This window comes from Streptomyces sp. ISL-10, from assembly GCF_018614575.1.
Classification (GTDB): Bacteria; Actinomycetota; Actinomycetes; order Streptomycetales; family Streptomycetaceae; genus Streptomyces.
Genome location: NZ_JAGGOJ010000047.1, coordinates 43,861 through 67,144, shown reverse-complemented (window position 1 = coordinate 67,144; position 23,284 = coordinate 43,861). Strand labels below are relative to the sequence as shown.

Annotated in this window: 19 protein-coding genes; 8 read left to right on the top strand and 11 right to left on the bottom strand. The window is 71.1% G+C overall.

Annotated features, from left to right (window positions below; translation table 11 throughout):
* Positions 1 to 69 precede the first annotated feature (69 nt).
* Together J7E88_RS34325 and J7E88_RS34320 are read right to left on the bottom strand one after the other, a co-directional pair.
* On the bottom strand, positions 70 to 1,104 hold the full coding sequence (locus tag J7E88_RS34325) for an iron-siderophore ABC transporter substrate-binding protein (RefSeq protein WP_215187412.1): 1,035 nt from the start codon (positions 1,102 to 1,104) through the stop codon (positions 70 to 72).
* Positions 1,105 to 1,197: 93 nt separating this feature from the next.
* Positions 1,198 to 2,547 (bottom strand): lysine N(6)-hydroxylase/L-ornithine N(5)-oxygenase family protein, encoded by a 1,350-nt coding sequence (locus tag J7E88_RS34320; protein WP_215187411.1) that lies wholly within the window; start codon positions 2,545 to 2,547, stop codon positions 1,198 to 1,200.
* Between the two features lie 247 nt (positions 2,548 to 2,794).
* On the opposite strand from J7E88_RS34320, the gene J7E88_RS34315 reads away from it, so the two are divergent.
* Both J7E88_RS34315 and J7E88_RS34310 read left to right on the top strand, forming a co-directional pair.
* Positions 2,795 to 3,742 carry a methionyl-tRNA formyltransferase gene (locus J7E88_RS34315; protein ID WP_215187410.1) on the top strand — a complete coding sequence of 316 codons (948 nt, stop codon included), beginning with the start codon at positions 2,795 to 2,797 and terminating at the stop codon, positions 3,740 to 3,742.
* A gap of 214 nt (positions 3,743 to 3,956) precedes the next feature.
* Complete coding sequence (locus tag J7E88_RS34310; RefSeq protein ID WP_215187409.1) at positions 3,957 to 4,643, top strand: MarR family winged helix-turn-helix transcriptional regulator; 687 nt, start codon at positions 3,957 to 3,959, stop codon at positions 4,641 to 4,643.
* A gap of 111 nt (positions 4,644 to 4,754) precedes the next feature.
* Here the strand turns inward: J7E88_RS34310 and J7E88_RS34305 are convergent, their stop codons facing one another.
* The 4 genes from J7E88_RS34305 to J7E88_RS34290 form a co-directional block, all read right to left on the bottom strand.
* Entirely contained in the window at positions 4,755 to 5,486 is a 732-nt protein-coding gene (locus tag J7E88_RS34305; RefSeq protein ID WP_215187408.1) for a DUF2470 domain-containing protein, read from the bottom strand.
* 157 nt (positions 5,487 to 5,643) lie between these two features.
* Complete coding sequence (locus J7E88_RS34300; RefSeq protein ID WP_215187407.1) at positions 5,644 to 6,714, bottom strand: ArsO family NAD(P)H-dependent flavin-containing monooxygenase; 1,071 nt, start codon at positions 6,712 to 6,714, stop codon at positions 5,644 to 5,646.
* Positions 6,711 to 7,796: an ACR3 family arsenite efflux transporter gene (gene arsB, locus J7E88_RS34295; RefSeq protein ID WP_215187406.1), complete on the bottom strand. Its 1,086-nt coding sequence runs from the start codon at positions 7,794 to 7,796 to the stop codon at positions 6,711 to 6,713. Before arsB ends, J7E88_RS34300 begins: the two co-directional genes overlap by 4 nt.
* Positions 7,793 to 8,101: a helix-turn-helix transcriptional regulator gene (locus tag J7E88_RS34290; protein WP_215187405.1), complete on the bottom strand. Its 309-nt coding sequence runs from the start codon at positions 8,099 to 8,101 to the stop codon at positions 7,793 to 7,795. The genes arsB and J7E88_RS34290 overlap by 4 nt, the downstream gene beginning before the upstream one ends.
* Before the next feature lie 91 nt (positions 8,102 to 8,192).
* Between J7E88_RS34290 and J7E88_RS34285 the strand changes: the two genes are divergently transcribed.
* Positions 8,193 to 8,606 (top strand): arsenate reductase ArsC, encoded by a 414-nt coding sequence (locus J7E88_RS34285; protein WP_215187404.1) that lies wholly within the window; start codon positions 8,193 to 8,195, stop codon positions 8,604 to 8,606.
* A gap of 802 nt (positions 8,607 to 9,408) precedes the next feature.
* Positions 9,409 to 10,533 (top strand): phosphate ABC transporter substrate-binding protein PstS, encoded by a 1,125-nt coding sequence (gene pstS, locus J7E88_RS34280; RefSeq protein WP_215187403.1) that lies wholly within the window; start codon positions 9,409 to 9,411, stop codon positions 10,531 to 10,533.
* 99 nt (positions 10,534 to 10,632) lie between these two features.
* Here the strand turns inward: pstS and J7E88_RS34275 are convergent, their stop codons facing one another.
* The 5 genes from J7E88_RS34275 to J7E88_RS34255 form a co-directional block, all read right to left on the bottom strand.
* Positions 10,633 to 11,199 carry a DoxX family protein gene (locus J7E88_RS34275; protein ID WP_215187402.1) on the bottom strand — a complete coding sequence of 189 codons (567 nt, stop codon included), beginning with the start codon at positions 11,197 to 11,199 and terminating at the stop codon, positions 10,633 to 10,635.
* A gap of 231 nt (positions 11,200 to 11,430) precedes the next feature.
* Positions 11,431 to 12,870 (bottom strand): bifunctional transcriptional activator/DNA repair enzyme AdaA, encoded by a 1,440-nt coding sequence (locus tag J7E88_RS34270; protein ID WP_215187401.1) that lies wholly within the window; start codon positions 12,868 to 12,870, stop codon positions 11,431 to 11,433.
* 26 nt (positions 12,871 to 12,896) lie between these two features.
* On the bottom strand, positions 12,897 to 14,135 hold the full coding sequence (locus tag J7E88_RS34265; protein WP_215187400.1) for an NAD(P)/FAD-dependent oxidoreductase: 1,239 nt from the start codon (positions 14,133 to 14,135) through the stop codon (positions 12,897 to 12,899).
* Positions 14,132 to 15,556: an FAD-dependent oxidoreductase gene (locus J7E88_RS34260; protein ID WP_215187399.1), complete on the bottom strand. Its 1,425-nt coding sequence runs from the start codon at positions 15,554 to 15,556 to the stop codon at positions 14,132 to 14,134. Before J7E88_RS34260 ends, J7E88_RS34265 begins: the two co-directional genes overlap by 4 nt.
* Positions 15,553 to 17,007, bottom strand: coding sequence for an FGGY family carbohydrate kinase (locus tag J7E88_RS34255; protein ID WP_215187398.1), 1,455 nt, complete (start codon positions 17,005 to 17,007; stop codon positions 15,553 to 15,555). Before J7E88_RS34255 ends, J7E88_RS34260 begins: the two co-directional genes overlap by 4 nt.
* A gap of 506 nt (positions 17,008 to 17,513) precedes the next feature.
* On the opposite strand from J7E88_RS34255, the gene J7E88_RS34250 reads away from it, so the two are divergent.
* From J7E88_RS34250 to J7E88_RS34235, 4 genes are all read left to right on the top strand, one after another.
* On the top strand, positions 17,514 to 18,512 hold the full coding sequence (locus tag J7E88_RS34250; RefSeq protein ID WP_215187397.1) for a hypothetical protein: 999 nt from the start codon (positions 17,514 to 17,516) through the stop codon (positions 18,510 to 18,512).
* A 177-nt stretch (positions 18,513 to 18,689) separates the two neighbouring features.
* The gene (locus J7E88_RS34245; protein ID WP_251023620.1) at positions 18,690 to 20,237 is read left to right on the top strand and encodes an amino acid permease; all 1,548 of its coding nucleotides are present in this window, start codon (positions 18,690 to 18,692) and stop codon (positions 20,235 to 20,237) included.
* Positions 20,238 to 20,426: 189 nt separating this feature from the next.
* On the top strand, positions 20,427 to 20,858 hold the full coding sequence (locus tag J7E88_RS34240) for a pyridoxamine 5'-phosphate oxidase family protein (protein ID WP_215187396.1): 432 nt from the start codon (positions 20,427 to 20,429) through the stop codon (positions 20,856 to 20,858).
* A gap of 609 nt (positions 20,859 to 21,467) precedes the next feature.
* Positions 21,468 to 23,162, top strand: coding sequence for a S8 family serine peptidase (locus tag J7E88_RS34235; protein WP_215187395.1), 1,695 nt, complete (start codon positions 21,468 to 21,470; stop codon positions 23,160 to 23,162).
* The last annotated feature ends 122 nt before the right edge of the window (positions 23,163 to 23,284 follow it).

The following is a 23,284-nucleotide window of genomic DNA, read 5'->3' as shown; positions in this document are numbered from 1 at the left end:
CACCGGGCGGGCGTGAGGTGGAGGTGGAGGTGGAGGGAGCTACAGCGTGCGGGAGACGCTGTGGCGCTCCTACTTGATGGCCTCGAGCATCGGTACGACCTGGTCGATGGCGTACGGGATCGACAGCACCGTGTTGAAGGAGAGCGCGGCGCCGATGTCCGGGCTGTCGTAGGGCAGGAACAGGTCCCGCTTCTCCTGGTGCACCTTGGTCTTCTTGTAGAGCGGGTCTGCCTTCATGAGCTTCTCCGTCTCAGGAGTGCCCAGCCACACCGTCCGGTCGGCCTCCATGACGTCGAAACGCTCCGAGCTGAGGTCGGCGATGTTCTCCTTGCCGAGCGCCTTGCGGTACGCCTCGGAGGTGGTGAAGCCCATCTCGCTCAGGAAGATGACCTTGGGGTCCTTGGGCGAGAACGCGGAGAACTTGCCCGGCTCATAGGGCTCGCCGACGGTGACCGTCTTGCCCTTCCACTCGGGGTGCTTGTCGCGGACGGCCTTGAAGCGCGCGTCGATGCCGGCGATCAGCTTCTCGGTCTCGGCGTCCTTGCCCAGGGCCTTGCCGATCTGCTTGGTCATGACCTGCCACGGCGCCTGGTAGTCCTCGTGGCCCTTGGGCTGGGCAACCACCTTGGCGATCTTGGACAGCGTGTCGTACTGCTCCTTCTTCATGCCCGAGTACTGCGCCACGATCAGATCCGGCTTGAGGGCCGCGATCTTCTCCATGTTGTACTCGTCGCGCTCACCCACGATCTGCGGCGGCTTGGAGCCCCAAAGCTCCTTGGTCCACGGCCACTTGCCGTACGGCTGCTCCTTGAACCAGTCCACCGAGCCGACCGGCTTGACACCCAGCGCCAGCACCGCGTCCTGATCCGACAGACCGAGGGTGACGACCTTCTCCGGCTCCGACTCGATCGTCGTGCTGCCGTACTTGTGCTCCACCGTGACCGGGAAAGCCGCCGACTTCGCGCTCTCCTTCTCGGACGGCTTGGAATCGGCCTTCTCGCCGCCACCACAGGCGCTCAGCACCAGCGCGGCGACTGCGGCCACAGCCACGCGGGGGAGGTGTCTGACGATCCTCGTCAGACCGGGGCGTGTACCAACGGACACGGGTGTTTCCTTTCACGGGGGATTCACGGTGCGCGTCACATCCGCCCGGTGGCGACGACCACCGGGCAGGCGGGACTGTGGGGGGAGGCCTGATCAGAGGGTCGAGCCGATTTCGTCGGCGGCGTGCCGGGATCCGGTGACCGGCTCCTGACCCCGGTCGATGACCGACTGAAGGATGTCGCCGACCCTGACAGCGGTGTTCGACAGCAGCGACGACGTGATGCCGTGCGTGTGCTCGGTACCGCCCTGCAGGTAGATACCGCACTGAAGTTCGGGATCGGTCTCGATGCGGTAGTCACGCTCGACGCGGACACGGCCGTCGTCGTCGCGGTGGCAGTACGCCTCGACATCACCGAGGAGTCCGAGGGCATCGGCCGACCGGTATCCGGTGGCGTAGACGAGGACATCGGCGTCCAGCGGTGTCTTCTCGCCGGTGACCAGCGACTCGACCGTCGTGCGGACCTTGTCGGGGGTCTCGACGACATCGGTGAGCCGGGACACCTTGAGGAACCGCAGACGCTGCGTGCCGAGGACCTTCTCCTGGTACTCCTGCCGGTAAAGGTCGTCGATCAGGTCGATGTCGACCACGGAGTAGTTCGTGTTGCCGTGGTAGTCGATCAGCTTGCGCTTGACGTCTTCAGGCGCCGTGAAGAACTCGTCGACCGCTTCGGGGTCGAAGATCCGGTTGGCGAAGCTGCTGTCGTCCGCGGGGCTGTAGCCGTAGCGGGAGAAGACCGCGCAGACCTCGGCCTCGGGGAAACGCCGGTGCAGGTAGGCCACGTTCTCCGCGGCGCTCTGTCCGGCTCCGACCACGATGAAGCGTGACGGATCGGCGTCCTTCAGCCCATCGACACGTGCCAGCAGGTCGGAGTTGTGCCAGATCCGGTCCGTTCGCTCGACACCCTCCGGCATCTGTGGCCGCAGACCGGTGCCGATCACGAGGTTGCGGGCCCGGTGGACGACCAGCTCCGCCCCCGAACGGGCCGTCACGTCCACGTACTGCACCACTCCGTCCTCTACGACGGGCTGGACGGCGACGACCTCGTGCCCGTAGGACACCATGTCGTCCACCTTGGCCGCGGCCCACTCGAAGTAGTCGTGGAACTCGACCCGCAGAGGGAAGAGGTTCTTGTGGTTGATGAAGTCGATCAACCGCCCCTTGCTCTTCAGGTAGCACAGGAAGCTGTACTCGCTCGCCGGATTGCGCAGCGTCACAAGGTCCTTGAGGAAAGACACCTGCATGGTGGCGTCGTCGATCAGCATGCCGCGGTGCCAGCCGAAGTGCGGTTGCCGCTCGAAGAAGTGAGCAGTGACCGCCTCCTGCCTTCCGACGCTTGCGTTGTGCTCGCTGAGCGCAATCGCCATGGCCACATTGGACGGCCCGAAGCCGATGCCTATGAGGTCGTGGATCAGAGGTGCGTCGTCAGGAAGAGCCTGTGACATGTCACTCCCATCGTGCGGGGCAGCCGCTTGTCAGGCGTTGGGGAACGGCAGCAGGGCACACCGAAAAGCGGCGGCCGTGCGGAACTTAGGTAAAGCTAACCTGATCTGGGGAGCCGTGTCGACCGGGCAAAACGGACAAGCGGTGGACCATGGGTGCGAACGCCGCCCATATGGGACCTCGTTGCACTGTTAGGTAAGGCTTGCTTTACTTAATGCTGATCCATCACCGCTCTGAGGAGGAACACCCATGCGGGTCGTCATGTTCGGTTATCAGACCTGGGGACATCGGACCCTGCAAGCCCTCCTGGACTCCGAACACGACGTCGTGATGGTGGTGACACACCCCAAGAGCGAGCATGCGTACGAGAAGATCTGGAGCGACTCGGTCGCCGACCTCGCCGAAGAGCACGGTGTGCCCGTACTGATCCGCAACCGTCCCGACGACGAGGAGCTGTTCACACGGCTCAAGGACGCGGACCCGGACATCATCGTGGCCAACAACTGGCGCACGTGGATTCCCCCGCGCATCTTCGGCCTGCCCCGCCACGGCACCCTGAACGTCCATGACTCGCTGCTGCCGAAGTACGCCGGCTTCTCGCCGCTGATCTGGGCGCTGATCAACGGCGAGCGCGAAGTCGGCGTCACCGCGCACATGATGGACGACGAGCTCGACGCCGGCGACATCGTGCTCCAGCGCGGGGTGACGGTCGGGCCGAAGGACACCGCCACCGACCTGTTCCACAAGACGGTCGACCTCATCGCCCCGGTCACGACCGGAGCGCTCGACCTCATCGCGTCCGGGCGCTCCGACTTCACCAAGCAGGACCGCTCCCAGGCGAGCTTCTTCCACAAGCGGTCCGCCGAGGACATCCGCATCGACTGGAACTGGCCCGCCGAGGACCTCGAACGCCTGGTCCGCGCCCAGTCCGCCCCGTATCCGAGCGCCTTCACCTTCCACAAGGGCAAGCGACTGGAGATCCTGGCAGCATTCGTGTCCGAGGGCCGCTACGGCGGCACCCCCGGCCGCATCTTCTACCGCGAGGGCGACGGTGTGGTGATCGTCTCCGGAGCCGACGCCCGCACCGGCCGCAACCACGGCCTCGCCATCACCCGGATACGCACGGAGGACGGCGAGGAGATGCCCGCGACCGACTACTTCACCTCGATGGGCGGCTACCTCACGAGCCGTCTCTGACCGCGTTCGGCCGAAGAGTCTGCCGGCACCCCACCACGGCCCGGGGCTGACCGGCCGTCACCGCCGTGTGGATCACCTGATCCGCACGGCGGCGACGTTCACGTACACGCGTTCGCGGCCGAGCGGTCGGCGGCATGCCGCGTGGCAGGCGGGGCGGCGAAATGCCTCCCGTGCCGGCATGTTCCCCCGGCCGCACGAAGAGAGTGGGAGAGCAATGGAACAGCCGGTCTTCTCAGGGACGGCTCACGATCCCTCGGGTGCCAAATTCGCCTTCATCGGGCTGTCGAACCTGCCGACCGACTGGGCCCAGGTCCTCCGCGCCATGGCGGACGCCGATCTGACGATCGAGTCGGTGACACCGGAAGGCGCAGACGTGGCGGGTGCCGCCGTACACACTGCGCCGGCGCCCGACGACAAGAACAACGAGTCCGGGCCGTCGGCCATCAGCACGACATCGCCCAGCGTTCTGCGTCTCAACGCCTACCTCATGTACGCGATCGGCAAGGCGGCGCGGCGCAGGCTCTCGGAGAAGCTGACCGCCCGTGGCCTGCGGCTGTGGCATCTGACCGTGCTGGCCCTGCTGGCGGATATCGGACCGCAGTCCAAGGGCACTCTGGCATCCCGGCTGGACATGAATCAGAGCGACCTGGTCAAGATTGTGAACGACCTGACCAAGGCCCAGCATGTCGACTGTGTCCGCGACACGGCCGACCGCCGCCGTGTCGTCGTGCGGCTCACCCCCGAGGGCAGGGCGGCACTGAACCGACTCAACGCGGACATAGCGTCAACGGACGACGATCTCCTGTCCCCGCTGACCGAGGCGGAACGCGCCCAACTCGGCTCCCTCCTGCGCCGCGTGCACCAGCACCTCGCCCTGGCTCCCGTGCAGCGTCGCCCTTGAGGACTCCGCTTCCGCTCAGGGCGACGGCGTGGTGATCGTCACCACGGCCGACGACCGCGCGGCCGCAACCACGGCCTCCTGATCACCATGGCCTCGCCTGCGCCGCCCGGATCACGGCCGGATCGGTGACCTGTGCCGACGAGGGCAGGCGCGTGCCGCCGTCAGCAACGTGCGGACCCGGTCGCCGGCCTCCGCCGCATCGCCCAGCGGTGCCGCGAACGGCAGCCGTACATCGTGTTGCGCGTGTGCGTGCTCAAGTCGCAGCGTGATCCCGTACCGGTCCATGGCGAGAGGGAGGACGCGCAGTACACCCTGCATGAGCCTCGGGGCCACGAGCCGGGTGAGCAGGCCGACTTCGTCGCTGTGGACGTCGACGAGGTGCGTGAGCATGTCGGCCTCGTGCACGGCAAGAGGGTCCGCCTCGGCAAGGGTGAGTTCGTCGAGCCCGACGGTGACCGTGCCCTCCGCTGTCACCAGCTCGGCATGCGCGATGTCCAGACGTACGTCGACGCCAGGCGTCTCGGACACGGGGCCGGCGGGACCCAGCCATCCGGAGAGCGTCACACGGGCACGCACACGGTCGCGCGCAGCAGTGGGTGCGATGTCGGTGAACTTCAGCCGTGCCGCCACAATGCCGCGAGGCGCGAGGGCGACCTCGGCCGCCAACGCGCAGTCGTCCGGCACCCGCAGACACAGACGCCCGCGCGCGTCCAGGCTGTGCAGCCCGGCCAGCTCACAGCTGTGCCGGTCCGTGACCACCATCAGGGACCCCGCTGCAGCCACCACGCTGCGAACGCGCTCACCATTGGTCGGCCGAGCCGTGCAGACGTCCGCAGCACCCATCCCGGATCCCCTTTCAGGTTAACTTAGGCTTACCTAAGTTAACCCATCGTGGGTCAACACACCAGCGGCTCCATGGCGTCGCGCGCTCGGTCGCTTCGAGCGTTGCGGGAGGCGGTGGCCGCCCGGGTCGGGCGCGTCGCGGCCACGCTGTCCTGCATCAGAGGGCACCGTCGGCCGGCGGCGCGGCGAGCTGCCGTGCCGCGTCCCGTGCGGTGCGGCCGACGCCGATCAGGGTGGCGGAGGCGGGCCCGGTCCAGTCGCCGTAGCCGAGCAGGTGCAGGCGAGGTTCGCCGGTGGCCCGGGTACCGGTGGTCGGGATGTGCCCGCGCGTGCCCCGCAGTCCGAGGGGTGCGAGGTGGGACAGGGCGGGGCGGAAGCCGGTGCACCAGATGATCGCGTCGGCTTCGGCGCGGGTTCGGTCGGCCCATGCGACGCCGGTCGGCGTCAGGTGGGTGAACATCGGCCGCGCGGTGAGGAGTCCGGCGTCGCGTGCCGCGCGTACGGGCGGGACGGCGACGATGTCGCCGAGCGAGGCGACGCCGCCGGTGTCGGTGCGGCCTTCATCCAGGGCGCGGCGGCGGGCGGTGGCGACGTCGAAGAGGACGCGTCCGTCGATGTCGTCGGCCAGGAACCGCGGCTCGCGCTGGGTCACCCACGTCAACTCCACCCCCGCAAGGGCGAGATCGGCGGCGATCTGCGCACCGGAGTTGCCCCCGCCGACCACGATCACCCGCTGACCGGCGAAGCCTCGCGGACTGCGGTAGGCGACGGTGTGCAGTTGGCGGCCCCGGAAGTCCGCGCTGCCGGGGACGGCGGGCAGGAAGGGGCGCGACCAGCTTCCCGTGGCGCTGACGACCGTCCGTGCGTGCCAGGTGCCGGTGTCGGTCTCGACGCGCAGGAACCGGCCGTCACGGTGGACGCCCTGGACCTGCACACCGCGCTGCACCGGGAGTTCGTACCGCTTCTCGTAGTCGGCGAGGTAGTCGACGACATGCTGCGCGTCGGGGTAGGTCTCACCGGGCTGCGGCGGCATGAGGCGGCCTGGCAGCGAGGAGTAGGCGGCCGGGGAGAACAGGTGCAGGGAGTCCCAGGTGTGCTGCCAGGCGCCGCCCGGCGAGGACTGCGCGTCGAGGACGACGAAGTCCACGCCGAGGCGGCGCAGGTGGTAGCCGGCGGCGAGCCCTGACTGGCCACCGCCGACGACCACCACATCGGCGTGCTGCGTCACCGCACCGCTGCCGCGAATTTCTTGCGCCAGGCCAGCGACACGTACACCAGCGCGACCAGGACGGGGACCTCGATCAGCGGGCCGACGACACCGGACAGGGCCTGGCCGGATGTGACGCCGAAGGTGGCGATGGCGACCGCGATGGCGAGCTCGAAGTTGTTGCCCGCGGCCGTGAAGGCCAGGGTCGCGGTGCGGTCGTAGGCGAGGCCGATCACCTTGCCGAGGGCGAAGGTGCCGAACCACATCACCGCGAAGTACACCAGCAGCGGCAGGGCGATCCTGGCCACGTCGAGGGGCTGGGAGGTGATGGTCTTCCCCTGGAGCGCGAAGAGGATGACGATCGTGAAGAGCAGTCCGTACAGCGCCCACGGGCCGATCCTGGGCAGGAAGGTGTTCTCGTAGAACTCGCGGCCGAGCTTCTTCTCGCCGATACGACGGGTCAGGAACCCGGCGAGGAGCGGGATGCCGAGGAAGATGACGACGTTCAGCGCGATCTTCCACATGGAGATGTCCAGCGATCCGCCGTCGCCGAGGCCGAGCCAGCCGGGCAGAAGATCGAGGTAGAACCAGCCCAGCAGTCCGAACGCGAGGACCTGGAAGACGGAGTTCAGCGCGACGAGAACGGCGGCGGCCTCCCGGTCTCCGCAGGCCAGGTCGTTCCAGATGATGACCATGGCGATGCAGCGCGCGAGGCCGACGATGATCAGGCCGGTGCGGTATTCGGGCAGGTCCGGCAGGAAGATCCATGCGAGGGCGAACATCACCGCGGGGCCGAGGACCCAGTTGATGACCAGCGAGGAGATCATCAGCTTGCGGTCGCCGGTGACGGCGTCGAGCTTGTCGTAGCGGACCTTGGCCAGGACCGGGTACATCATGATCAGCAAGCCGACGGCGATCGGGAGCGAGATGCCGCCGATCTCGACCTTCGCCAGGGCGTCATCGAGGCCGGGGATCAACCGGCCGAGCCCGAGGCCGAGGCCCATGGCGATCAGGATCCAGACGGCGAGGAAGCGGTCGAGCGTCGACAGCTTCGCGACGACCGACTGATCCTCAGTGGTCGCGGGTGCTTCGGTGCGGGTCACGGACAGGCCCTCTTGTTGTCGGCAGCGGTACGGGCGGACTCGGCCAGCTCGGCGAACTGACCGGCGAGCGCGGCGATGACGTCCGGACGCAGCTTGTAGTAGGTGAAGCGACCGCACGGCTCGGTCTCCACCACTCCGGCCTCACGCAGCACCCTCAGGTGGTTGGAGAGGTTGGTCTGCCTGGCACCGGTCTCCTCCACCAGGTGCGTGGTGCACAGGGTCTCGCGGGAGAGCAGGGTCACGATCTGGAGCCTGAGCGGGTCGGCGAGAACCCGGATCAGTTCAGTGTCGACTGACGTCATCATGGACTGATACTGTCACATCAGTGGTGGCTGACACCACCAGGTGCTGACATCACGTGCACCTGATTTCCTCGTGAGACAAGAGAGATCTCTGATGTCCGAGAAGCCCTCCGTGCTGTTCGTCTGTGTCCACAACGCAGGCCGCTCGCAGATGGCCGCCGCGTGGCTGACTCACCTGGCCGGAGACCGCGTCGAGGTCCGCTCGGCCGGCTCCGCGCCCGCCGACGCCGTGAACCCCGCCGCTGTCGAGGCCATGCGCGAGGTCGGCATCGACATCTCCGCCGAGACGCCGAAGATCCTCACCGTCGACGCGGTCAAGGAGTCGGACGTCTGCATCACGATGGGCTGCGGCGACACCTGCCCCGTCTTCCCCGGCAAGCGTTACCTCGACTGGCAGCTGGAGGACCCGGCCGGCCAGGGCGTCGAGGCCGTCCGCCCCATCCGCGACGAGATCAAGAAGCTGGTCGAGGGCCTGATCGAGGAGATCGCGCCGGAGAAGACCGCGTGAGCGACACGGTGACGGGATCGGGAACGTCATCGTCATCGGCCACGCCCCGCGCCGAGCCGGAGAAGACGCCCGCGGCCGTAGGCGTCTGAGCGGCGGCGAGGTCGCAGCCCTCGTCCATCGCGGGGAGCCCGTACAGGCGGCGCACGGAAGGCTTGTCGAGCGTCTCCGCGCCCGCTGACGGAAGTCGCGGAGACGGTGACCTCCGCGACGACGTATCGCCCGTCGAGCTCGCGAGCCACTGCCGCCACGCCCTCACAGCGGTCGGGTCGCTGCCGTCGAAGGCAGCGGCCCACGCCTGCGCACCGTGCGCCCGGGCGCGGGGCCGCGCGGGCGCCGCAGCGGCTGCACTCGGGACTCGACCGAGACGTCCGCAGCGTGCCCTCGCCCGGACCGGGGCCGGGCGAGGACTGCCGGATTCCTCGTTCAGGTGGTGAGGTTGCGCATCCACAGGACGCACGTCGCGCCCAGAAGAAGCTGACGTTCTGGGCGAGGGTGAGCCGGCTGACTCCGATGCGCTCCAGGGCGGTGCGGGCGCGGGCGCGGCCTGGCGAGCCTGCCGGCGACTGGCGCGCCGGACGCTGCGCGGCCTGTGCATCCGCACGCACAAGGCGTACCTCGCGCACCCGCAGGTCGCCGTGCCGAGCACGGTCCGCATCACCTCTGCGGCCGGCCGAGCACTCCCCTCGACGCGGATCCGGAGAGTGATCAACACCTGGGTGACGCCCATTGTTCGTCTCCACGTCACCAAAGAAGCATCGGCGTCGGACAGCATCGGTGTCTCCGGCTCAGGAAGGGAACGCGGGTGCGGCAGCGACGGATCAACGGGCTTCGTCAACTCGGCGCGGCAGTCGCGGCCTTGGCCGGCATCGCGTCGTTGTCCGCGTGCGGTGCAGGCGCCGCCGGTGACACCGACCGGGCCGCCGACAAGGCACCGAGCACCATCGCCTGCGCCCGAAAGGGACAGCTGGCGGCGTCGGGCTCCACTGCGCAGCAGAACGCGATGCAGCACTGGATGCGCGAGTACCAGCAGGCGTGCCCCGGTGTGCAGATCCGCTACGTGGCCATCGGCTCGGGCGGGGGCATCGCCCAGTTCCTGCGCGGGGCCACGGTGCTCGCCGGCACGGACAGCGCGCTGAAGCCCGACGAGGTCGAGGCCTCGCGCCGGTCCTGCCCGGGCAGCCGGGCCATCGACCTGCCCATGGTCGGCGGGCCCATAGCCATCGGCTACAACCTCGACGGTGTCGACGACCTGGTCCTCGACGCGCCGACGCTCGCCAAGATCTTCGACTCGGAGATCACCACCTGGGACGCCCCCGCGATCCGCCGCCTGAACCCCGGGGCCGAACTGCCCTCGACCCCGATCAGCGCCGTGCACCGTTCCGACGGATCGGGAACGACGCAGAACTTCAACGCCTATCTCGGCGCGGCGGCGCCCGCGCAGTGGCCTTACGAGGCGGAGAAGGCGTGGCAGGCGAAGGGGGGTCACTCGGCGGCGGGCTCCGACGGGGTGGCTTCGCACGTGTACGGCACGGACGGCGCGATCGGGTACTTCGAGCTGTCCTCCGCGGCGGCGGAGAAGATCCCCACGGTCCGGCTGGACACCGGTGCGCCGGAGCCCGTCGGCGTCTCGGCGAAGGCGGCGTCGGCCGGTATCGCCGCCGCGGCGGTGGGTGGCGGAGGCGTCAAGGACCTGACGTTGGAGTTCGACTACGCGACCAGGGCCCCGGGGGCGTACCCGATCGTCCAGGTCACCTACGAGGTCGTGTGCGACAAGGGCACGCCGGCCGAGGCGCTCCCCGCCCTGAAGTCCTTCCTCACGTACACCGCGAGCGAGGAGGGGCAGAACCACCTGGCGGGGATCCACTACGCCCCGCTGCCGGACGGGCTGGCCGCGCGGGTACGGGACGTCGTGGCGAGCCTGTCCTGAGCGACGTGCCGCAACGGCCACACGCGGCGGTGCACTCGTCGCAGGGGTTCACCCGTCGCCGGGGTTCATTCGTCGCCGGGGTTCATTCGTCGTAAGGGTTCATTCGTCGTAGGGGTCCTCGTCGTCCGCGTCCGGGTCCGCAAACGCCTCCGCCACAGCCTCCGCCTGGTCCTTGGCTCGCTTGCCGACGACGGCGGCCGCCGCGAGCGCGCTGGCGAGGAAAGCGGCGGCGACCGTCCACGGCCGGTCGAAGCGGTGGCCCGTGACATGGTCGAGGGAATAGCGGCCGGGGCCCGCGACACCGATGCTCGCCGCGGTGAATCCGAGGAACGCCGGGTACTCGAAACCGCCCGACTGCGCGAAGAAGCCCGCCGGCGCGTGCACGGAGACGGCTCCGGCCATGTTCCCCGCCGCGGCGGCGCCGGCGGCCGGGGTGGCGAGACCCAGGGCCAGCAGCACGCCTCCGCCCGTCTCGGCGAGACCCGCGGCCAGTGCGCTCCCCTTGGGCGGGTGGAAGCCCATCGCCTCCATTCCCTTGGTGGTGCCCTCCAGGCCGCCTCCCCCGAACCAGCCGAAGAGCTTCTGCGCGCCGTGGGCGGCGAGTACGGCTCCGGTGCCGACGCGCAGGACGAAGAGTCCGACGTCACGGCGGTTGAACGAGGTCATGGCTGCTCCCGGTGCGGATGACATGGGGACCGACATGGGCGACTGACATGGGCGACGTCATCCACTCTGGGCCCGCCGAGGTCCCGGGTCGCTGCGTTGCTGAACCGAACGGGTGACAGCACGGTCCGCGGCCGGTGCCGGGCCGCACGCCCACGGCGGAGCCTGGCTGCGCTCAACACCGGGCTGCCGCGGGCTCGTTCACCTCTTCGGGCACAGCTCCCGTTCGGCGCGTCAGCCGGCCGCGACCGCCTGGGCGGGACGGCGCAGCGCGAGGTACCGCATCGCGTACGACCTCCACGGGCGCCAGCGGTCCGGGTCGGCACCGGGCGGGACTGCCGGGGTGTCCGGCAGCAGGACGTCCGGATCGCCCAGGGCATGGGTGCGGATGCGGGCCGCCGCCGTGGCGTCGATGCCGGGGAGGGCGAGCAGGCGGCGCTCGGTCTCCTCGCGGTCCGCGCCCGGGTCGAGCACGAGGTCGCCGGAGGCGAGGGCGCCGGCCAGGGCGCGCAAGGCGGGCGGTCCCGCCTCGGTGAGCCTCTCGGCGCGGGGGAAGAGATGGGTCAGTCCTCCGCTGGGGACGCACAGCCGCTCGCCGTACGCCACCACCAGACCCGCGGCGGAACCAGCGGCGACAGTACGGAGCGCGGCCTCGTGCGGGTCCGGTGTGCCGGGGACGCGCAGCCCGGGCCGGGCCGCGACCAGCGGGGCGAGGACCGGGTCGGCACCGAGGCGTTCGCCGACCGCGCACGGATCGGCGTCCAGGTCGAACAGGCGGCGCACGCGCTGCGCCGCGGTGGTCAGGTCGCGCAGGTCGGCGAGGTGCAGGCGGCACTCCAACCAGCCTCCCCGACCCGGCCGTTCGGACACCTCCGCGACGGAGGGACCGCCGGGCAGGCGCAGGGTGCGCCGGTAGGTGCGGGAGCCGTTCGTGCCGACGACCTCCTCGACACCGGGGATCGCCCGGGCGGCCAGGTGGTCGAACAGGTCCTCGGCGGCGTACGGGCCCCGGTGAGCGAGCCGCAGCGGGACGCCCGCGCCGCTGCCCGGCGCGAGGGTCCGGCCGGGGCGTCGGGAGCGCAGTTCGCTCGGGGTCGCGGCGTAGATCTCGCGGATGGTGTCGTTGAACTGCCGCACGCTCGCGAACCCGGCCGCGAACGCGATCTCCGCGGCCTGCAGCGTGGTCGTCTGGAGCAGGACGCGCGCGGTGTGGCCGCGCTGGGCGCGGGCCAGAGCGATGGGGCCTGCGCCCAGTTCGGCGTTGAGCTGGCGCTGGACCTGGCGGGCGCTGTAGCCGAGCCGGGCGGCGAGTCCGGCGACGCCCTCGCGGTCCACGACGCCGTCGCCGATGAGCCGCATGGCGCGGCCGACGACGTCCGCGCGGACGTTCCACTCGGCGGAGCCGGGCACGGCGTCGGGGCGACAGCGGCGGCAGGCCCGGTATCCGGCGCGCTGGGCGGCGGCGGCGGTCCGGAAGAAGGAGACGTTACGGCGTTTGGGCGTGACCGCGGGACAGCTGGGGCGGCAGTAGATGCCGGTCGTCGAGACGGCGAAGAAGAAGACACCGTCGAAGCGGGCGTCACGGCTGCTCACCGCCTGGTACCTGCTGTCCTCCATCCGGATGTCATAGGTCCGCTCCGCGGGATGCCCGGTGCGGCTGCCGTCGAGGGTCATACGGCCAGTATCAGTGGCTCCCCGGCCTACGGCTGGCGGAAATCGGACATGGCGCTGACCCTCACCGCGCCGCCGTCGCGGTCGGCCTCGGTGAGCCAGCCCGCCCGCAGCCCGATCGCGCGGCCGGGCACGGCGGTGCCGGGCAGCGGCTGCCGGTCCAGCAGCCGCCCGTCCTGTTCGACGACGAGGACCGCGCGGGGCAGCCGTTCGGCGGTGCGCACCAGGAAGCGGTCGTGAGGGGGCGGCCGGCCGTCGGCGGTGACGAGGTTCGGGGTGATCCACAGCAGCGGTGCCTCGCACAGGACGGGCGGGCCGGCATCGGGCCAGGGTGTGTCACCGCTGAGGAACCGCAGCACGGCCGTGGCTGCGTGCCGTCCCTCGGCGGCGGCCGTGGCGGCGGGCTCGACGCCGCGCAGCAGGTTGCCGGCGGCGAAGACGCCGGGCCGCTCGGTGCGCAGGGCGGTGTCTACGGCCGGGCCCCGGGTGGCGGGGGCGAGCGGCACGCCGCCGCGCCTGGCCAGTTCGTGATCGGGGATCCAGTCGCCCGTCAGGACCACCGTGTCGCAGGCGACGAGCCGCAGGGCGCCGTCCGGGCCGAGGAGCCGTACGCCGGTGAGCCGGGCGTGGCCGGTCAGCTCGGCCACCGTGGTGCCGGTGACGACCGGGACGCGATGGCGCGGCGACTGCAACGGGCCGTGCGCCCGGTCGGTGACCAGCGCGACGACGTGGGTGCCGGACATCCGCAGGGTGCGGACGGCGGTCAGTGCGACGGGGTCGGAGCCGACGACGACGGCGCGGTTGCCGACGCGGCGCCGGTAGCGGTGCACGGACTGCTGGAGTTCACCGGTGGTGAGTACGCCGTCTGGCCGGGTGCCGGGGATCAGGCGGGCGCTGCGGGGACGTTCGCGGGCCCCGGTGGCGAGGACGACGGCCCGCGCGGTGACGCGTTCCAGGCCGGTGGGCGTCGTGAGGTCGAGTGTGCGCGGACCTGCCCAGTCCGTGACGGTGGCGGAGGTGCGCAGGACGGCCCCGGCCGCTGTCGCGGCGTCGGCGAGACCACAGGCGTAGGAGGCTCCTCCGACCGGCCGGTGGCGCGGGCCGAAGCCCCGGTGGGGGCAGTGGCGGGGGGCGCCTCCGGGATGTTCCTCGCGTTCGACGGCCTCGACGCGGCCCGCGCCGTGGGCGGCGAGCCGCGCGGCCGCGGCGAGTCCGGCTGGGCCCGCGCCGACGACCAGGACGTCGACGGTCCGTTCACGGCGGCTCATCGGGCGGCTCCGCCCGTGGCGTCGGGGGTGCGGTGGGCGTCGAACAGGGCGCGGACGGCGGCCCCGCAGGAGAAGCCCTGGCAGCGGCCGCCGCGGGCGCGGGTGCGGCGCCGCAGTCCGTCGAGTGATGCCGGGGGGACGGTGGCGGCGAGGGCGTCGCGGATCTCGCCACGGGTGACGCGCTCGCAGTGGCACACGACCGTGCCGTACTCGGGGTCGGCGGCGATCAGGTCCGCGCGCTGGTACGGGCGCAGGGACGCCTCCCCGATGTTGGGCATGCGCACGGGGTCCAGGGGCCGCACGGGCCCGAGGTCGAGTCCGGCGTCGCGGAGCAGTCCGACGACGTGTGCGGCGATGGCCATGGAGGCCGTCAGGCCGGTGGAGCGGATGCCGCCGACGGTGACGTACCGCTGCCCGGGGCGTGAGTGGATGCGGTAGTCCTCGTGCTCGGTGGCGGCGCGCAGTCCGGCGTAGACCGCGGTGACCTCCTCGTCGACGAGGTCCGGCAGGATGCGCCGGCCCTTCGCGCGCAGCAGGTCGAGGCCCTGCGCCGTGGAGCCCGTCGCCCGCTTGTCGTCGAGGTCCTCGGCGGTGGGGCCGAGCAGGACGTTGCCGTACACGGTCGGTGCGACGAGGACGCCCTTGCCGAGTGCCGTGGGCACGGGCAGCAGGATGTGGCGGACGAGGGGGCGGGCGAGTTTGTCGTAGACGATCAGCTGGCCGCGGCGCGGGGTGACGGTGAAGTCGTCGTGGCCGAGCCGCCGGTCCAGCTCGTCGGCGTGCAGCCCGGCCGCGTTGACGAGGTAGCGGGTGCGTAACGGGCCGCGTTCGGTGGACAGTTCGTGACACGAGCCGTCGGTGACGGACCGGACCCGGCAGTTGAGGTGGAGCCCGACTCCCGCGTGTACGGCCTGGGTCGCGTAGGCGAGTGTCGTGGTCCAGGGACAGATGATCGACTCGCCGGGGACCTCCAGGGCGCCGAGGGCGCCGGGGCCGAGCCGCGGTTCACTGCGGTACGTCGCGGCGGCGTCCAGCAGGCGGGTGTCGTGGCAGCCGTTGCGTACGGCCTTCTCGGCGAGCCGGGGCAGGGCGGCGAGCTGCTCCTCGTCCCAGGCGACCAGGAGCGCGCCGACGGGCTCGACAGGGATGCCGCTCTCGGCGGCGTAGGCGGACAGGCGGTGCTGTCCCTCGCGTACGAGCCGGGCCTCGAGGGAACCGGGGACGGCGTCGAAACCGGTATGGAGAATCGCGGTGTTGGCCTTGGAGGTGCCGTTGCCGACGTCGTCGCTCGCGTCCACCAGTGCGGTACGCAGCGCGTACCGGGCCAGTTCACGGGCGATGGCCGTGCCGACGACCCCGGCGCCCACGACGACCACGTCATGGACGTCGCCGGGCAGTGCGCCGCGGGTGGTGACCGTCATGCGGCGGGTGCCGTCGCGGGCGAGCGCGCGAGCAGGGCGTCCACCTCGGCGCGGAAGCCCGCGAGCCGTTCGGCGGCCTCGGCGGCGCCGATCCGCGGCTCGTACACGGCGGACGGCGCCCACTCCGGAACGGCCTGCCGCAGTGTCAGTCCCGGATCCGTGCCGAGCCGGGCCACAGCGGCGACGCCGAGCGCGGTCGCGTCGGGCAACGCCGACACCTCGACGGGACGTTGCAGCAGGTCGGCCTGGGTCTGCATCAGCAGCGCGGAGCGGGTGAGCCCGCCGTCCACCCGCAGCGAGGTGACAGGGCTGCCGAGGTCGGCGGCCACCGCGTCCGTGAGCCCGGCCACCTGGGCGGCGATGCCCTCGCACAGTGCGCGCACGAGGTGCCCGGGGCCGGTGTCGAGGCCGAGTCCGGTGACCGAGCCGCGCAGATCGCCGCGCCACCACGGCGCGGCCAGTCCGGCGAGTGCGGGCACGAAGGTGACGCCGCCGCTGTCGGGGACGGCGGAGCCGACCGGGTCGAGGTCGGCCGCGCCGGAGATGACACCCAGGTCGGTGAGCCAGCGCACGGCGGACGCCGCCGTGTACACCTGGCCGTCGAGGCAGTAGCTGGTGCTGCCGCCGAGCCGCCAGGCGACACAGCTGACGAGGCCGGTCGTGGCGCGCCGGGGCGTCGGTCCCGTCTGCGCCAGCAGGAACGCGCCGGTGCCGAAGGTGCACTTGGCGGTGCCCGGTTCGGTGACGCTCTGGGCGAGGAGGGCGGCCTGCTGGTCGACGAGCAGGCCGGTGAGTGCCACACCCGGGCCGAACGCGGTGGTGACCCCGACCGGGCCGTCGGCGTCGACGACCTCGGGGAGCCGTTCGCCGGTGAGGCCGAAGATGTCGAGGGCGCGCGGCGACCAGTCGGTGCTGTCGAGGTCGAGGAGCTGGGTGCGGCCCGCGGTGGCGGCGTCGGTGACGAACGCTCCGGTGAGCCGGTGCACCAGCCATGAGTCGCTGGTGGTGACGACACCGTCGCGGGTGAGCTCGCGGCGGATCCACGCCATTTTCGCAGCGGCGAAGTAGGGGTCGAGAGGCAGTCCGGTCAGCTGTCTCAACTCATCGGCGTGGGGTGCCAGTTCGGTGCAGAACGGGGCGGCTCGCCGGTCCTGCCAGACGATCGCCTCGGTGAGCGGTTCGCCGTCGGCGGGATCCCACGCGAGGACGGTCTCGCCCTGGTTGGCGAGGCCGACGGCCATGACCGGTTCACCGGCCCGGGCGAGTGCCTGGCGTCCGGCGTCGACGACGGAGGAGAGCAGTTCGCGGGGGTCCACCTCGACGCGGCCGCCGGGGCCGTACCGGGGCGCGACCGGCGCGAAGCCGCTGCCGATGACGCCCCGCTCCGGGCAGACGACCAGCGCCTTCGTCCCGGACGTGCCTTGATCGACGGCGAGCACAGCGCCTGTCACGGTCACCCCGTTCTTCGCTCGAAGAAACCTTGATCGCTGCGCAAGAGCGTGGTGCAGGCCGCCGTCCCCGTCAAGGCCCGGCCGGTCCTGCACCCTGATACCTCATCAACTCCTTGCTCCGTACGCGGGGTTGAGTAAGATCGGCGCGTCGCGGAAAGCGTAAGGGGACCGGCGCGTTCCCCGCCGATGTGACACCGCCCGACGGCGTCCGGGCCGACCACCGGACGTCTGCCCCTGCACGACGGACGGCCGGTGTGTTGCCGGCGTCCGGTTCCCTGCCCGACGGCGGCCGGCTGCTCCCGGACGCCGCACCGTCCGGTGGACGCCGATGCCCGCCGGTGTGCCCGATGCCCACCGGCGGGACAGGCACGCCTCACCTCCCATCTCCCCAAGAGGCCCCATGACCTTCCGTTCCCCGACCGAGCCCTGCCACGGAAAGACGGCCCCCAGGACGTCTCGGTCGTGCTGAGCACCCCCCGCACCTTCCGGCGCGGGAGGGCGGGCTGATGGCTCAGGACGAGTTACGGCCCGTGTACCACCCGGCCGGACACGACAGCGAGCTCCGCGCCGCGCTCGAGGACCTGCGCACCGGCCGATGGCTGGCGATGCGGAACCTGCTGGCGGACACCACGGACTGGGCGGTGTGGACGCAGCGGACCCAGGTGCTGGCCGCGGTCGCCGCCGGATCCGACACTGTGCAGGTCTGGCGCGCGGAGGAGCCGGCGAATCCCGCGGCAGCCGTGATGCACTGCCGCGTGGTGGTGGAGCGTGCTCTGCGGGCGCATCGCGAGGGACATCACCGCACCGACGAGTTGTGGCACGAGGGCTGGGACGCGTGCCGTACGGCGGCGCACGCCGCGCCCGAGGACCCGGTGCCCTGGGTGTGCCTCCTGGCCCTGGCCCGTCTGGACGAGGTGCAGCGGCTCGAAGAGCACCGCGTGGCGCCGCCGGGCCCGATGCTGTTCCCCGGGCCGTGGGGCCTGCTGGCCCAGGCGCACAAGCGCGATCCGCACAATCGCGAGGCGTACCACCGGATGCTGCAGTTCGTGTACGGCTGCCGGGCCGGCGGGCACGTGTCCGAGGCGGTCAACTTCGTCCAGTGGGCGGCGTCCTCGGCTCCGGCCGGGTCCGCGGTGACGGTTCTCCCGCTGTACGTGCGGGTGGAGCGCTACCGCCGTGAGCACGGCCAGGAGAAGGCGCTCGACCTGCACTGGGTGACCGACGACGCGGTGCGCGACGCGCGGCTGGCGCTCGGCTGGTTCGCTGCCGCGGATCCGGATCACCGTTCGCTGCTGGATCTCGGTCACCTGGCACACGCGCTGTGGGGTGCGCAGCAGTTCGCGGACGCCGGACCGGTGTTCGAAGCGCTCGGCCCGTACTACACGCCGCTGCCTTGGGCGTACCGAACCGACGATCCCCAGGACACGTCGCTGGCGAAGGAGGTGTTCCTGCGCGCCCGGTCCCGCTGCCTGGCCGCGGCCCGTGAGGCACGCTCCGGTCCGTGAGCCGCGCCCGCGAGAGGCACTTCGGCCGATGCGGCGGGCTCCGGCCCCGTGAGCCCGGCCCGATGGCGGGCGGCACCGGTACGGCCCGCCCGCCGCCGCTCCCCCGCCAGGGCCGGGCCCGAGGCCCACCCCGTTCCCGTCCCCACCGTGCACCGCCTTTCCCCGGAGGTATCCGCGATGTCCACGTCCCCGCCGTCCCCGCCGTCCCCGCAGAAGCGGTCCGGCTCCGACCAGGTCCCGCCCAGGGACGAGGAGGAGCGGCTGAGGGAACTCGGCTACCAGCCGGTCCTCGCCCGCCGCATGGGCGGTTTCGGCAACTTCGCGATCAGCTTCTCGGTGATCTCCATCCTGTCGGGCTGTATGACGCTCTACGGGTTCGGCCTGGGCACCGGCGGCCCCGCCGTGATGCTGTGGGGCTGGGCGGGCGTCGGTCTCTTCGTGTTGTGCGTCGGCATGGCGCTGGCCGAGGTGACGAGCGCGTACCCGACATCGGGCGCGCTGTACTACATGGCCGACCGGCTCGGCGGCCGCAAGTGGGGCTGGTACACGGGCTGGCTGAACCTGCTGGGTCTGCTGGGCGCCATCGCCGGCATCGACTACGGCTGCGCCCTGTTCACGGGCGCCTTCCTCAATCTGCAGTGGGGTTTCGAGCCGACGCCCGGCTCAACGATGCTCATCTTCCTGTGCATCCTGCTGCTGCACGCCGTGCTGAACCTGTTCGGTGTGCGGCTGGTGAGTCTGCTCAACTCCGTCAGTGTGTGGTGGCATCTGGCCGGTGTGGCCCTGATCGTCGGCGCGCTGGCGATCGTCCCGTCCGACCACCAGTCGCCCGGGTTCGTCTTCGGCGAGTTCGTGAACGACACGGGCTGGGACAACCCCGTCTACGTGGCCGCGATCGGTCTGCTGCTGGCCCAGTACACGTTCTCCGGCTACGACGCCTCCGCCCATCTGTCGGAGGAGACGTCGAACGCCTCGGTCAGCGCGGCCAAGGGCATCGTCCGCTCCATCTGGGTGTCGTGGATCGCCGGTTTCGCGCTGCTGGCGGGGCTGACCTTCGCCATCCAGGACTATGCGGGCACCCAGGAGACCGCGACCGGTGTGCCCCCGGCACAGATCCTGATCGACGCTCTCGGTGCCGGCGCCGCGTCCGCGCTGCTGCTGGTGGTGATCGTCGCGCAGCTGTTCTGCGGCAACGCGGAGGTGGCGGCGGCGAGCCGCATGGTGTTCGCGTTCAGCCGGGACAACGCGCTGCCGGGCTCGGCACTGTGGCGCAGGGTCAGCAGCCGTACGCAGACTCCGGTGCCCGCGGTGTGGCTGTCGGTGGGCTTCGCCGCCGTGCTGGCGTTGCCGTCACTGTACTCGGCGACCGCGTACGGCGCGGTCACGGCGATCAACGTCATCGGCATCACCCCGGCGTACGCGATACCGGTCTATCTGCGGCTGCGGGCGGGCGACCGCTTCCGACCGGGACCGTGGAGTCTGGGCCGCTGGAGCAAGCCCATCGGCTGGGTGGCCGTGGTGTGGGTGGCGTGCGTGACGGTCCTGTTCTGTCTGCCGCAGTCGAACCCGGTGACGATCGACTCGATGAACTACGCCTCGATCGCTCTGGTGGCCGTGCTGGTGCTGGCCACGGTGTGGTGGTTCGTCGCCCGGCGCACGTACAGCACACCGGCCGCGTACGGCAACGCCCGTGAGCAGGCGGAGCTCGCGGAGAACATCGTCTGACCGGTCACCGCACCAGTGGAGGGGCCCGTCCGCGGTGGACGAGCCCCTCGCCCTGTTGCCGTCGCGGCTCACCCGCCGACCGCTGTGCGCCGGAATGACTTACAGGGCAAGGGCGTTGGGCCGATAGGCGCGCTCCGTCGCCGGAGCCGATGCCTGCCGAGCCCTGCCTACCGAAGGAGTGAGTGTGCCGTGGCCCTCTCCCGTCACGAGCGTGAACAGTTCCTCGCCGAGCCCCATATCGCCGCACTCGCGGTCGATGCGGGCGACGACGGCGGCCGGGCGCCGCTCACGGTGCCCATCTGGTACCAGTACGCGCCGGGCGGCGACATCTGGATCATGACCGGCCGCGAGTCCCGCAAGGGGCAGCTGATCGCAAAGGCGGGGCGGTTCAGTCTCATGGTCGACCGTGTGGAGCCGACGATCCGGTACGTCTCGGTCGAAGGCCCCGTCATCGACACCGTGCCGGCTACGCGGGAGCAGTTGGTGGAGATCTCCGCGCGCTACCTTCCGGCCGACAAGGTCGATGCCTACGTCGACTTCGCCTGGAAGAACCACGGCGACCAGACGGTCATCCATATGCGGCCGCAGCGCTGGGTGAGCTCGGACCTCGGCGAAGTCTGAGCCGTCTCCCCACCGGCCACGTCACCGGACTCTGGGCGGTTCTCCCCACCCGTCACGTCACCGGACTCCGAGCGGGTCTCCCACCCGTCACGTCACCGAGGGCTGGAACCGGCCGGACCGACGTCGTCCCCCGGTCGACGCCCCGTAAGTCCCCACCCTGACGGCGCGTCCCCCTCCCCCACCCTCGGGGTGCGCGAGGGGGACAAGGGTTTTCCCCGTATCGCGTTCACCTCAGGTTTTCCTACTGTCTGCCGCACCGGCAGATCCCGCCCCCTGACTCGCGAGCCCCTCGCTCTCCTGTCAGGTGCATGCAGATCGGGCCTGTCGGTGCGGCCCCGACCCGGGGCCGTCGTGCCGGCGGCGGCGCGCGGGCTACCCGGCCCGGGGAACCGCGGAATGCACCCCCACACCGCACCGCGGTTCCCGCGCCGCCCGTCCGCGCCGAAGAGACCGTCATTCGAGAGGAACACCTTGAACGGTTCCAGGCGGAGACTCATAGCCGTCGCGGCAGCGAGCGCCACGCTCGCCGGCGTTGCCGCGACGACTTCCGTGGCGTTTGCCGCAACGCCCGCGAATCCCGCGCCGAAGCCCGCCCCGGCGTCGCAGACCATGTCCAGCCCGCCGGCCGCGCCGGTGGAGAAGGTCATCGTCACCTACAAGTCCAAAGCCGCCGAGGCCACTTCCAACACCGCGGCCCGTTCCGACGCCGCGGCCAAGGGCTCCGAGACCGGCGAGAGCCTGTCCTTCGAACGCCGGCTCGCCGGCGGTTCGGCCCTGGTCGACCTCGGTGGCGAGGCGTCCAGGAAGACGGTGGCCGAGGTCATGGACGCCTTCCGCGCCGACCCGTCGGTCGCCTCCGTGGAGCCCGACATCCGCGCCTACGCGATGGCCGTCACCCCCGACGACACCGAGTACGCCAAGCAGTGGGACCTCTTCGAGGCCACCGGCGGCATGAACGTGCCCGGCGCCTGGGACAAGACCACCGGCAGCGGCGTGACCGTCGCCGTCATCGACACCGGCTACGCGGCCCACACGGACCTGGCCTCCAACGTCGTCTCCGGCTACGACTTCATCTCCAGCTCCGCCGACGCACGCGACGGCAACGGCCGCGACAACAACGCCAAGGACGAGGGCGACTGGAACGCCACCGACGGCGAGTGCGGCAGCGGGTCCAGGGCGAGCAACTCCTCCTGGCACGGCACGCATGTCGCGGGCACCATCGCGGCGACGACCAGCAACGGCAAGGGCGTGGCGGGCATCGCGTACGGCGCGAAGATCCAGCCCGTCCGTGTGCTCGGCAAGTGCGGCGGTTCCTCCTCCGACATCGCCGACGCCATCACCTGGGCCTCCGGCGGCTCCGTGCCGGGCATCCCGGCCAACGCAACCCCGGCGAAGGTGATCAACCTGAGCCTCGGCGGCGCGAGCAGCAGCTGCCCGAGCGTGTACCAGAACGCCATCAACGGCGCCGTCTCCCGCGGCACCACCGTGGTCGTGGCGGCGGGCAACAGCAACACCAACGCCTCCGGCTTCACGCCCGCCAACTGCGCCAACATCATCAACGTGGCGTCCACCAGCCGCGAGGGCAACCGTTCCTTCTACTCGAACTACGGCAGCATCGTCGACGTCTCCGCTCCCGGCGGCGAGACCCGTCGCGCGACGGACACCCCCGGCACGGTGACCACCCCGGAGAACGGCATCCTCTCGACGCTCAACTCGGGCACCACCGTCCAGTCCACCGAGAACTACAAGCCCTACCAGGGCACCTCGATGGCCGCCCCGCACATCGCCGGCCTCGCCGCGCTCCTGGAGTCGGCCAAGCCCACGCTGACACCGGGCGACATCGAGTCCGCCATCAAGGCGAACGCCCGGCCGCTGCCCGGCACCTGCACGGGCGGCTGCGGCTCCGGTATCGCGGACGCGACCAAGACGGTCAACGCCGTCTCGGGCACCGCCCCCGGCGGCGCGACCTACAGCAACGCCAACAACGTGACGATTACGGACAACTCGACCGTCACGTCCTCGATCGCCGTGACCGACCGCACCGGCAACGCCCCCGCCGCCCTCAAGGTCGGCGTGGACATCAAGCACACCTGGCGCGGCGACCTGGTGATCGACCTGATCGCCCCGGACGGCACGGTGCGCAACCTGAAGACGTCCTCCGGCTCGGACAGCGCCGACAACGTCCTCGCGACGTACACCGTCGACGCCTCCAGCGAGGTCGCAGGCGGCACCTGGAAGCTCCAGGTCCGCGATGTGGCCTCGGGTGACACCGGCTACATCGACTCCTGGAGTCTCACCTTCTGATCCACCGGATCGCCTGCATCACTGCTGGTCAGGGCGCGTTCCCGGCACCTGCCGGGAGCGCGCCGCACCGCTTTCCAAGTCCAGACCTGTCCGTATGCCGGACAACGGACCTGGACTGAAGG

Excerpts from the sequence above, each read along its gene's own strand:
- J7E88_RS34310 (WP_215187409.1), top strand. The coding sequence starts at position 3,957 with ATGGAACAGCCGGTCTTCTCAGGGACGGCTCACGATCCCTCGGGTGCC.
- J7E88_RS34285 (WP_215187404.1), top strand. The coding sequence starts at position 8,193 with ATGTCCGAGAAGCCCTCCGTGCTGTTCGTCTGTGTCCACAACGCAGGC.
- J7E88_RS34320 (WP_215187411.1), bottom strand. The coding sequence starts at position 2,547 with ATGTCACAGGCTCTTCCTGACGACGCACCTCTGATCCACGACCTCATA.
- J7E88_RS34270 (WP_215187401.1), bottom strand. The coding sequence starts at position 12,870 with ATGACCCTCGACGGCAGCCGCACCGGGCATCCCGCGGAGCGGACCTAT.
- J7E88_RS34235 (WP_215187395.1), top strand. The coding sequence starts at position 21,468 with ATGTCCAGCCCGCCGGCCGCGCCGGTGGAGAAGGTCATCGTCACCTAC.
- J7E88_RS34275 (WP_215187402.1), bottom strand. The coding sequence starts at position 11,199 with ATGACCTCGTTCAACCGCCGTGACGTCGGACTCTTCGTCCTGCGCGTC.
- J7E88_RS34250 (WP_215187397.1), top strand. The coding sequence starts at position 17,514 with ATGGCTCAGGACGAGTTACGGCCCGTGTACCACCCGGCCGGACACGAC.
- J7E88_RS34315 (WP_215187410.1), top strand. The coding sequence starts at position 2,795 with ATGCGGGTCGTCATGTTCGGTTATCAGACCTGGGGACATCGGACCCTG.
- J7E88_RS34290 (WP_215187405.1), bottom strand. The coding sequence starts at position 8,101 with ATGATGACGTCAGTCGACACTGAACTGATCCGGGTTCTCGCCGACCCG.
- J7E88_RS34265 (WP_215187400.1), bottom strand. The coding sequence starts at position 14,135 with ATGAGCCGCCGTGAACGGACCGTCGACGTCCTGGTCGTCGGCGCGGGC.
- J7E88_RS34245 (WP_251023620.1), top strand. The coding sequence starts at position 18,690 with ATGTCCACGTCCCCGCCGTCCCCGCCGTCCCCGCAGAAGCGGTCCGGC.
- J7E88_RS34305 (WP_215187408.1), bottom strand. The coding sequence starts at position 5,486 with ATGGGTGCTGCGGACGTCTGCACGGCTCGGCCGACCAATGGTGAGCGC.
- J7E88_RS34260 (WP_215187399.1), bottom strand. The coding sequence starts at position 15,556 with ATGACGGTCACCACCCGCGGCGCACTGCCCGGCGACGTCCATGACGTG.